At 61.8% G+C, this 10,827-nt stretch carries 8 protein-coding genes; 2 read left to right on the top strand and 6 right to left on the bottom strand.

The features are described 5' to 3' along the window. Positions 1–29: 29 nt before the first annotated feature. The 3 genes from ATY78_RS03405 to ATY78_RS03415 all read right to left on the bottom strand — a co-directional run bounded on the left by ATY78_RS03405 (position 30) and on the right by ATY78_RS03415 (position 6,316). Positions 30–3,215 carry an SPOR domain-containing protein gene (locus ATY78_RS03405; protein ID WP_088680942.1) on the bottom strand — a complete coding sequence of 1,062 codons (3,186 nt, stop codon included), beginning with the start codon at positions 3,213–3,215 and terminating at the stop codon, positions 30–32. Between the two features lie 61 nt (positions 3,216–3,276). After that, a complete protein-coding gene (gene argS / locus ATY78_RS03410; RefSeq protein ID WP_088680943.1) occupies positions 3,277–5,034 on the bottom strand; it encodes an arginine--tRNA ligase in 1,758 nt (585 codons plus the stop codon). Between the two features lie 64 nt (positions 5,035–5,098). Next, positions 5,099–6,316, bottom strand: coding sequence for a deoxyguanosinetriphosphate triphosphohydrolase (locus tag ATY78_RS03415; protein WP_088680944.1), 1,218 nt, complete (start codon positions 6,314–6,316; stop codon positions 5,099–5,101). 222 nt (positions 6,317–6,538) lie between these two features. On the opposite strand from ATY78_RS03415, the gene erpA reads away from it, so the two are divergent. Both erpA and xth read left to right on the top strand, forming a co-directional pair. Beyond that, positions 6,539–6,871, top strand: a complete 333-nt coding sequence (erpA, locus tag ATY78_RS03420) for an iron-sulfur cluster insertion protein ErpA (protein WP_088680945.1) — start codon at positions 6,539–6,541, stop codon at positions 6,869–6,871. A gap of 231 nt (positions 6,872–7,102) precedes the next feature. Next, positions 7,103–7,894 carry an exodeoxyribonuclease III gene (gene xth, locus ATY78_RS03425; protein ID WP_088680946.1) on the top strand — a complete coding sequence of 264 codons (792 nt, stop codon included), beginning with the start codon at positions 7,103–7,105 and terminating at the stop codon, positions 7,892–7,894. Between the two features lie 9 nt (positions 7,895–7,903). Here xth and exoR read toward each other — a convergent pair whose 3' ends face one another. From exoR to ATY78_RS03440, 3 genes are all read right to left on the bottom strand, one after another. After that, positions 7,904–8,707 (bottom strand): exopolysaccharide production regulator ExoR, encoded by an 804-nt coding sequence (exoR, locus tag ATY78_RS03430; protein ID WP_088680947.1) that lies wholly within the window; start codon positions 8,705–8,707, stop codon positions 7,904–7,906. A 19-nt stretch (positions 8,708–8,726) separates the two neighbouring features. Beyond that, the gene (locus tag ATY78_RS03435; RefSeq protein WP_245313479.1) at positions 8,727–9,335 is read right to left on the bottom strand and encodes a hypothetical protein; all 609 of its coding nucleotides are present in this window, start codon (positions 9,333–9,335) and stop codon (positions 8,727–8,729) included. A gap of 89 nt (positions 9,336–9,424) precedes the next feature. After that, positions 9,425–10,705 carry an OmpP1/FadL family transporter gene (locus tag ATY78_RS03440; protein ID WP_088680949.1) on the bottom strand — a complete coding sequence of 427 codons (1,281 nt, stop codon included), beginning with the start codon at positions 10,703–10,705 and terminating at the stop codon, positions 9,425–9,427. Positions 10,706–10,827: the final 122 nt, after the last annotated feature.

Raw genomic sequence — 10,827 nt, forward strand, 5'->3', positions numbered from 1 at the left:
CGCCGCTTTTTTTGTTCAATGATCTACTGTTACTTGGAGATCAGGCAGCTTCCGCCAGCCGCGCGATATTGTTCGCAGAGTGCCGCGGCCTCATCCTTGGAGCCGGCCGGGATGCGGACACGGTAGAAAGTGCCCTTGCCGGCGATATCGGCCTTGCGGATCTCATGAGCGCGGCCACCAAGCACGCCGGCGAACTTCTTCGACAGGCTGGCATAGGATTTGTTCGCTTCGTCTTCCGATGGCAGCGAGGCGATCTGGATGCCGTAGCCGCCGGCGGACGCCGCCTGCTGCGGCTTTGCGGCAGCCGGTGTAGCGGCCGCGACCTCAGTCGTCTTCGGCTGCTGTGCGGACGGGCGGACGTTGCCCTTCTCGGTCACGGTGCCGACGATGTTGACAGGCTGTTCGGCCGGGCGGGCGATCGGAACCGGAGCGGTATCGGTGATCTCAGTGGTCTTGACCGGACGGACAGGCGCATCGGCCGGGGCAGCATTTGCCGCCGCCGTGTCGACCGTTGCTACGGGCGTCGGCTGTGCCGGCGCGGCTTCGGCAGGTGCCGCGGAACGAGCATCGGCGGAAGCAACCTCGGCGCTTGCCGGGAAGCTTGCGGCCGATCCGCCGACCGGAGGCACGGCCGGAACCGACGGCGCAGCCGGGGTCGACTGGGCGGCCAAGGCCGGCTGAGCCTGCGGTGTCGCCTGGGCGGGCTGCGTCGGCTGATCGGCGGGCGCCAGTTCCTCGCGGGCAACCAACGTACCGTCCGGCTTGACGATCATCGTGCGGACCTTGCGCGGCGAAACCGACGGCGCCTTGTCGGCATCGCTTGCGGAACCGCTGTCGGCGCTGTCCTGGTTCGGCAGCAGACGCGGATCCTCCGTCTCGCCGACTGCGGTCGGCGTGATCTGATCGTTGGCGCCGGCGTTCTCGTCGTCCTCCGGCAGCGCTTCCGGTGTCAGCGTGCGCTGGACGACATCGACGGGCGCTTCATCGGAGGAAACGAGCGCTTTCTGCTTCGGCTCCTCGGCAGAACCCGCAACGCGGTCGTAGACGGCCTTGTCCTGGTTCGGCACGGTCTTGCCACCCGGGTTTTCCGGAACGACCTTGACCGGCTCCTTATCGGCAACGATCACGCGCGGTTCGCCCGATGCGACGATGCCGAGCCCTTCCCCGTTCCAGACGGAGGAATAGACGCCATAACCGACACCAGCGAAGACCACGAGCACGACGGCGCCGGCAAGCAGGCGGCGCATCGAACGGGCGCGGCTGAAATCAGCGGCCTGGCTTGCCGATTCGATGTGGACTTCGGAAACATTCTCACGACGCTCGACGGGTTCGCGCACGCTGCGGCGGAAATCCTCCTCCAGCGCCCGCTCGAAATCATCGAGGCCATCGGCGATGGTGGGCTTGACCGGCTTTGCCGCGGCGGCGGCCGTATCGCGGACCGGCGCCGACGTTTCGCGCGGCTTGGCGGGTTCGAAAAAGCTCGCGATTTCCGCATCGAGATCGAAGTCGAAATCCGCGGTTTTCGCAACAGGCGCAGGCTGCTCGACCGGCGGCAAGGCCGGCACGTGCATGTCGTCGACGGTCTCGGGACGATCCTCCGGATCGGAGATCATCGCCGGATCGAACGGCAGGTCTTCGGTCGTATCGGCAACCGGCGCCGCCCAGTTGAAGGCCGGAGCCGGAGCTGGAGCCGGCGGCTCCGGATTGAAGACCGGCGCGGGCTGCGCAGACGCGGCAGCAGCCTGCGGGCGCGTGATCGGCTGGGGCGCAGGAGTTGCCGGCTGCACCACAGGGGCGACCGCCTGCGGCTGCGGCGCTGTCACCAACGCCTGAGGTTCTGGCTGCGGCGCGGGCTCGACCGGCTCGGAAAAATCGAGATCGGAGAGTTCCAGTTCGATGCCGGCAAGATCCAGCTCGAAATCATGGCCGGCGAAGGGATCGTCGGCTTCCTGTACCGGCTGCGGCGCGCGGGAATAGACAGGCGCGGCAGGCTGCTGCGGAGCGACCTCGGCAAGCTGCGGCGCAATAGGCCTCGGGGCTTCAGCAACATAGGCTGGAGGCGGCTCGACCGGAGCAAACGCGATCGGCTCGGCCTCAACAGGTGCGGCGGCGACAACGGGCGCAGCCTCGATCGGCGCCGGCTGCGGCGCAACCGCCACCGGATTGGCACGCTTCATTACCGGGTTCGGCACGGGATAGCGCGAAACGTCGGCGAGCAGATCGTCAAGATCGAAAGTGCCGGCAGTGTGCGGCACTTCGGGAACGACTTCCGTCAGCGCGGCATCGGCCTGGATCTCGCCTTCGACGGCAGCGGCTATCAAATCGAAACCGGCATCGGATTCGAAATCCTGAAGTTCTTCCTCGATCTCGACGAATTCCTCGGCCTCGTCGGTCACTTCCGGCGCAGCCATCTCTTCATGGCGATCGAGCTCGGCGGGAAAGCCGAGCGACGGAGCCGCGGATTCGAATTCCTCGGAGGGCTCGACAGCGGCGACGGGCGCCGGCTGCTCGATTACGGGCTGCGGCTCGACCTCGGGAAGATCGGCGAGCGACGCCTCGGCCACGGGCTCGACTTCCGGTTCGGCCGCCGGCTCCGGCTGAACGACCGGTTCCTCGCGTTTGGCCGCATGGAAATTGGCAAGCGGCAGCCTGATGCTGGCGGCCGACCATTGCGGTGCCTTGGTAGGCTGCGGCACTGACGAAACGGGGGCTGCGCCGATCGACAGCTCGAGCTCCTCGATCAGGTCGCGTGCACCGCCGAAGGCCGATTGCACAGGCGCTTCGAAAGCGGGATCGACGGCAAGCTGCTGCGGACCGGTTGCCCAATCGACAGCCTGCTCGTCCCAGCCCTGTGCGGCGGGTGCCGCCTCTTCGACGGAAGCGACGGAAACCGGCTCGGGAGCCGGTGCGATTTCAGCAACAGGGGCCGTGTCGAGAACGGGCTCGACATAATCCTCAGGCTCGACATCTCCAGCGACCGGCTCAGCCGGCCGGTCGAGTTCGCCAAGCGGACGCGGCGAATCGTAACGGTCGAACTCGCGCACAAGCTCGTCCTCGAGATCGAGGGCAGGCTCGCGCCGAGTGGCCTCGGTCACCGTATTCGCTGCAACACGAGGTTCGAAACCGACGATACGGGCAAGTTCGGCCAACGGATCGTCGTCAGCAAACAGATCGTCTTTTCCGCGCGTATCATACGCAAGTTGTTTCTCAGCCATGCCTATCCCACTCGCAAACGCCAACGCTCAAATGCCAGCGCATTGTGGGGAAATGGTGACGTTATCGCATTTCGTCAGGTGCGGCAGTGCCTGTAATGGCGAGTCCCGACTTCAAAACCGACGCGACGGCGTACACCAGCCCAAGTCTGGCAATACTTGATTCTCGGTTTTTATCATTAACAAATCGTAATTCCGGCTGATCTTTACCTTTGTTCCAGTGCGCGTGGAACGAACTGGCGAGGTCGTAGAGGTAAAAAGCGAGGCGATGCGGCTCCTGCGACTGGGCCGCCGCCTCGACCACACGCGGGAATTCGGCAAGCTTGGCAACAAGCTGCAATTCGGCCGGATCACCAATGCCAGCAACGGTTTTCGCGAGATCTTCGGGCGAAACATCGAGGTCCGGAAAAGCCTCCCTCGCCTGCCGGAAGACCGACATGCAGCGGGCGTGCGCGTACTGCACGTAGAAGACGGGATTGTCCTTCGACTGTTCCGTCACTTTGGCGAAATCGAAGTCGAGCGGTTCGGAATTCTTGCGATAAAGCATCATGAAGCGGACCGAATCACGGCCGACTTCCTCGACGACGTCCCGAAGCGTGACGAAATCGCCGGAGCGCTTCGACATCTTCACGGGCTCGCCATTGCGATAGAGCTTGACGAGCTGGCAGAGCAGCACCGTCAGCTTCGCCTTACCCTCCGAGACGCCGCGTGCAACCGCTTCCAGGCGCTTGACGTAACCGCCATGGTCGGCGCCGAGCACATAGATCATCTCGTCGAAACCGCGGTCGAACTTGTTCTTGAAGTAGGCGACGTCGGCGGCGAAATAGGTGTAGGAGCCGTCCGACTTGATCAGCGGCCGGTCCATGTCATCGCCTACCTCGGTCGAGCGGAACAGCGTCTGCTCGCGGTCTTCCCAGTCTTCGGGAAGCTGCCCCTTCGGCGGCGGCAGCGTGCCCTTGTAGACGTAACCCTTGAAGGTCAGGTCGTTGATCGCCGTGCGGATGGCCGCCGCTCCATTGGCATGCAGGGTGCGCTCGGAAAAGAAGATGTCGTGATGGACGTTCAGCGCCGCCAGATCCTCGCGGATCATGACCATCATCGCATCGATCGTGCGGTCCTTGACGATCGGCATCCATTGGTCTTCCGGCATGTTGTGCAGCCGCACGCCGTAATCGGCGGCCAGCGACTGGCCAACCGGCACGAGATAGTCACCCGGGTAAAGACCGGAAGGGATCTCGCCGATCCTTTCCCCGAGCGCTTCGCGATAACGCAGGAAGACGGAACGGGCGAGCACGTCGATCTGCGAGCCCGCATCGTTGATGTAATATTCCTTCTCGACGTCGTAGCCGGCAAAAGCGAGCAGGTTGGCGAGCGCGTCGCCGACGACAGCGCCGCGGCAATGGCCGACATGCATCGGGCCGGTCGGATTGGCCGAGACATATTCGACATTGACCTTGCGGCCCTCGCCGAGCGTCGAACGGCCGTAATCCGTGCCGGCGCCGATCATCGAGGCAAGGACCCGCTGCCAGTAGCCGACGGAGAGACGGATATTGATGAAACCGGGGCCCGCGACCGAGACATCGGCGACGTCGGCATCCTCTTTCAGCTTGGCAATGATGACGTCGGCCAGCGCGCGCGGATTGCTTCCGAGCGGTTTTGCCAGCACCATCGCGGCATTGGTCGCAACGTCGCCGTGGCTCGCATCGCGCGGCGGCTCGACGGTGATGCGGCCGAAATCGAGCTCGGATCGCTTTTCCCTGACCAGATCGATCTGTTCAAGGGCGGTTTTGATCCTGGCTTCGAAGTCGGTAAAAAGGTTCATCGCACTCTTCCATGCATAGGCTGTGCCAAAGGCTCAAATCGGCCCTCGGCGGGGCGACCGCTGCCTATCGCAAATCCGGAGTGTGGTCAAACAATCGCCTGTGGGCGCTGATCGCATAGGTATCCGTCATGCCGGCCAAATAGTCGCCGACATGACGGGCTTTCGGCGCGTCGGAGAGACCGGCGATATGATCGACCCAGTAATGGCTCTGCATCTCCTTCGGGTTGGCCATGTAGGCGGCAAAGAGATCAGTGACGATCTGGGCCGCACCCGCGCGGATGCGCATGATGTCTGGATTGCGGTAGATGCGCTTGAAGAGCATCGCCTTGATTTGCTTGTCGGTTTCGGCCATCCCCTCGGAAAAGGTGGCGATGACCCGGTCGGCCGCGCGGATGTCGCCTGCGCTCTGCGGGCGGATCAGGGAAAGGCGCTGCTGCGCGACGCCGATCACGTCTTCGACCATGCGGGTGATCTGGCGGCGCATGATTTCATGGGTGAAGCGGCTCGGCTCCAGATGGGGATATCGCTCCCTCACCTCGGCCATCAGCCCGGCAAGGAACGGAATTTCCTCCAGCATGTCGAAATTCAGGTAGCCCGAGCGCAGGCCGTCGTCGATATCGTGAGTGTTATAAGCGATGTCGTCGGCGATCGCCGCGACCTGGGCTTCCAGGCTGGCATAAGTCGCGAGTTCGAGATCGTGCAATTCGCAATAATCGAGGATAGGCTGCGGAACGGGGCCGCGCGTGCCTGCCCCTTCCGCCGTCAGCAGCGGACCATTGTGCTTGACGAGGCCTTCGAGGCTTTCCCATGTCAGGTTGATGCCGTCGAATTCGGCATAACGCCGCTCCAGCTTGGTCACGATGCGCAGCGATTGGGCATTGTGGTCGAAGCCGCCATAGGGCAGCAGAACCTCGTGCAGCGCATCCTCACCCGTATGACCGAACGGCGTATGGCCGAAATCATGGACGAGCGCCACGCCCTCGGCCAGATCCTCGTCGAGCTTCAGGGCGCGGGCAAGCGCGCGGGCGATCTGCGCCACCTCGATCGTATGCGTCAGGCGGGTTCGGTAGTGATCGCCGTCCTGGGCGATGAAGACCTGAGTCTTGTGCTTGAGCCTGCGGAAGGCGGTGGTGTGGACGATGCGGTCGCGGTCGCGCTGGAAATCCGAACGCGTCGGACTTCCATCCTCATGGTAGAAGCGCCCGCGCGTCGTCCAGGGATCCGCCGCATAGACCGCCCGCTCGCTACCGCCGAAACCCAAAGCACGTCTGTCAATCGTCATTCTTCACCGTCATTCTGTCTGTTGCCGCATCTGCCCATTGACGCCGCTTTGCGCTCTTCATACCTATAGCCCGATGAAACGGCAAAGAGGCGTGTTCCCAACCGCTTCGGCGCATCATGGCCTTTTAACGAAGATCATGGTAAGTTCCTTTGATATCAGGCATTTGAACATTCGAGTGCCGAAACCCATTCTCTCCGGATCTTGACCCCGGCAGGAGGAAACATGACGGATACGAGTGTAACCCTTTCAGATGCCGCAGCAAAGCGCATCGCTGCGATCGTCGGCGCCGAGGCCGGCAAGAGCGCCCTGCGCGTTTCCGTCGAAGGCGGCGGCTGTTCGGGTTTTTCCTATAAGTTCGACCTTGCCGACGGCGCCGGTGACGACGACGTCGTCGTCGAAAAGAACGATGCCAAAGTGCTGATCGACAGCCTGTCGCTCGTCTACATGGCGGGTTCGGAGATCGACTTCGTCGATAATCTGCTCGGCCAATCTTTCCAGATCAAGAACCCGAACGCGGTGGCAAGCTGCGGCTGCGGCACCAGCTTCTCGATCTGAGCTTCCAACCCATTGCATTGTCCCCATCGAACCGGCCGAAGAATTGCTTCCGGCCGGTTTATCGTCTTGTCCGCCGGTGAAAGACCGCGATAAAAGAAGCGCGCTAAAACGCGTCGCGATCTTTCAGATTCGCTTGGCCTGCGGTTTAGCTCCTTGGTTTTGCGGCATGTCGTCATCGCAAAACCGCGGCACACTTTTGCGCGACATGCTGAGAGCCAACAGGACGAAGAGATGAAGATCGCGACTTGGAACATCAACGGCGTCAAGGCGCGCATCGACAATCTCACGCAATGGCTCAAGGATTCCGATCCCGATATCGTCTGCCTGCAGGAGATCAAGACGGTCGACGAGGGTTTTCCGCGGCTGGAGATCGAGGCGCTCGGCTATCACGTCGAAACATACGGCCAGAAAGGCTTCAACGGCGTCGCGATCCTCTCCAAGAGTTCGCCTTTCGAAGTCAATCGCGGCCTGCCCGGCGATCCGCTGGACGAACAGGCGCGCTTCCTCGAAGCGGTGTTCACGCTCGCCGATATGCGCATCCTGCGCGTCTGCTGCCTCTACCTGCCGAACGGCAACCCTGTCGACACCGAGAAATATCCCTACAAGCTCGCCTGGATGGAACGTCTGCGGGCCTTTGCCGCCGAACGGCTCGCCTATGAGGAGATGCTGATCCTTGCCGGCGACTACAACGTCATCCCCGAACCGCACGACTGCTTCGATCCGAAGGTCTGGGAAAATGACGCGCTGTTTCTGCCGCAGACGCGAGAGGCGTTCCGCAGGCTCGAAAATCTCGGCCTGACCGATGCTGTGCGGGCGACGACGGATGCGACGCAGCTCTATTCCTTCTGGGATTATCAGGCCGGAGCATGGCCGAAGAACAACGGCATCCGGATCGACCACCTGCTGCTGTCACCGGAAGCGGCCGACCGGATGACGTCGGCTGCGGTGGAAAAACATGTGCGGGCCTGGGAGAAGCCGTCGGACCACGTGCCGGTGATCGCCTATTTCGATTTCGCGGCCTGAGGCTTTACCTCAATCGTCGGAACCGCTTGCGATGCTGTGCGACAGCGATACCGCAGTGCGCCGATCGGCTTCGTTGGCAACCGAGAAAGCCTGCTCCTGCAGCGCTTCCATCCAGTTGCAATCCTTCGGCTTGCAGCGGTCGAGCGCCGCCGTCATCAGGGCCAGGCCACGGGCCGTCTGGCCTTCGTCGAAAAGAATATTGCCGAAGACGGCCATGGCGCCGGGATGGCCGCTCTTGCGGGCCTGGTTCAGCCATTTCTTCGCCTGCTGCGGGCTGGCGCTGCCGCCCTCGCCGGCCAGCATCATCTGCGCCAGCTGGAACTGCGCCTCGGGAACGCCGAAGGTGGAGGCCACCTGGAAATAGAGCTGACGCGCCTGGGTCAGGTCGATCTTGACGGGGCTGCCCGATATGCCGTGCTTGTAATAGTTGGCGAGCGAAAGCAGCGCGTTGACGAAGAAGCCGGTATCTTCAGATCCGGGTTCCACGCCCTGCTGAGCGATCTCGCTATAGATCTTGAAGGCCTCGAAATCATCCTGCGTGACGCCGTCGCCATCGGCATACATGTTGGCGAGCGCCCAGCGCGAACCGGTATGGCCTTTTTCGGCGGCGTATTTATAGGCCTCGACCGCCTCTTCCTTCTGTCCGTTCTTATAGGCCTTGAAGCCGAACTTGAAGAGATCGAAAGGACCGGATTCCTTGCTGACGCCGGCCTTGATGTCGAAGGCGCGGGCCGGACACGTCATGGCCAGCGCAACGGCCACCGACATGCCCATCAGCATGAATTTGAACAGTTTGAACTCGGACGTCACCATTTCAACCGATTTCTCTCGTTCATCCCTGGCAGGTGACGGCGCTCAGGCCGTGCATCCCGCGGATGTATCCCGTCGAGGCGAGCGATCCCGCGGCGAGCTCCATGGCTCCTTTGCCCGCGTCGCATCCAGCCCACTGGCCTTTTTTCAAAGGCCGAATTTTCAGCGCATCATTCAGGACCACCCGGCTTGCGGCACGGCCCGACTGCAATCTTCCCGGCACTCTTGCGGCGGGCGCGGCATCCGCCTTCCCGCCTTTATCGCATTCGTAAATAGCAAATGTGACCAAACCGGTATCGACAGCTCCGGTGAAGCTCGCTTGCCTATGCGAACGGGCAAAAAACGACGACGTTGAATGAATCGACGGCATGATCGTGAGATCGAATTTACGGCCGGAACAGCCCTGCCCGGAAAGAGAAACGGGCGCAATCAGGCGGCTGTCGCCAATTGCGCCGTACGATCTGCTGTTACCGGAAAAAAATCGACCCATGCTACTGATTACACGCACCGTAAGTCTGCCATCACCTCGCCCGCAAATATCGGTGCGCTCTCTTTGTGGCGGGAAATGGACAAATTCGCCCCATCGCCACCATACGCCATCCGTCGTAAAAAAGTGTTGCTGAATCGTCACAAAACGGGGCCAGGAAATGACATGATTAACGGGCGCGCATAAAGAAGAGCCCGGCAGTGCCGGGCTCCTCAATTCTTCAGATCGTGGAATTAGAACTTGATCTTTATGCTTGTCGACAGTGCAGCGATCAGATCGTTATCAAAGGAATAGGAGACATCATCTCCGTAGGTGATCCCATTCTGGGTCACAGCGCCAGACGAACCACTCGTCAACACGCCCACGGCACCGGCAAAACGCCATTCGATATGTTCGGTCGGCGTGTAGGCTGCACCGAGGCCCACCGTCCAGCTATCGGTCTGCGCGCCGTAGCCGTGACTGGTGCCGCGGTCCCATGTCAGACTAACCGCACCGGCCCATTGATCGTTGAACTTGTGGCCGACACCGCCGCTGATCGTCCAGCCGTCACGATAAAGAAGATCGAGCGAGGTCAGCTCCGTGGCGCCGCCGGATCTGCAGGCGACGAGGCCCTTCGTCGACGTCGGGCAGAAAGGCACAGACTGGAGGACACTCCAGTTCGTCCACTTGACCGATCCGAAGGCGAGCCAATCCGGAGCAATGCCGCTTTGCAGCTTCAGCTCCAGCGAATCCGGCGCTTCGGCCGAGCCGAAAACCGACGTGACCCTTCCGTAAGGCGCGCCATTCAGCGGTGCGAACGGTGCAGTCACCTGCGTCAGATCGACCGTACCTGTGAGATTGTCGTATTTTACGCGGCTGTTATAGACGAGGCTCGCCCGCATCGCATATTCCGGGATCTCATAGGCGAGACCGGCGCGCCAGCCCCAACCGCTGTCTTCGAGATCCAGGCGACCGACGCCGGTTCCGGTACCGATCAGAAGCGGAACCGTTGAAACCAGACGTTCCTTGAAGCCCTCGACTTCCTGATAGAAGGCGCCGCCAATGAAGCGAAGCTGCCCAGGGCCGACGTCGAAACGATAGGAGCAGGTGCCGCCATAGTTGCGGGTCTTGATCTCCGTCTCGATGTTGTTGTTGGCGCCAGCCCAGTTCAGCCCGGGGTCGGTATGCCCGCCGAAGGGCTCCGAATAGTCGACGAGGCAGTCGATCGTGTCGGCGAAACCGGCCTTAAAGCCGATATAGGGGATGGTGTAATTCGAGGTATCGTCAGCCGTGTCTGGACGGCTGTTCAGATTGCCGCCGCCTGGAGCTGCCGACGTATCCGTGTCTCGGACGTCCTTCAGCTTGCGCTGCGGCGTGACGTAGATCACACCAGACTGAAACGAGAAAGGCGACGTGTCGAACAGCTGATCGATATTGTATCCGCCACGCTCCAGGCCACCAGCAAAGGACGGCGAGGCAAGCGACGAAAGAAGAACGAGCGACGTTACGCCCTTGGAAAACATACGCGGTGCCATTGTGTCTCCCCCACTCCAGCAATTGATGTGGCGACACTGTGTAAGTGTTCGCCGGAAATGGCAACGCGCCCAACGGCGGCGCCTCCAGTCATTGCAACGGCTAATTTACGTAAAGAAATTGA

Origin of the sequence: Rhizobium sp. R635 (genome assembly GCF_002211285.1) — a bacterium.
Lineage (GTDB): Bacteria > Pseudomonadota > Alphaproteobacteria > Rhizobiales > Rhizobiaceae > Rhizobium.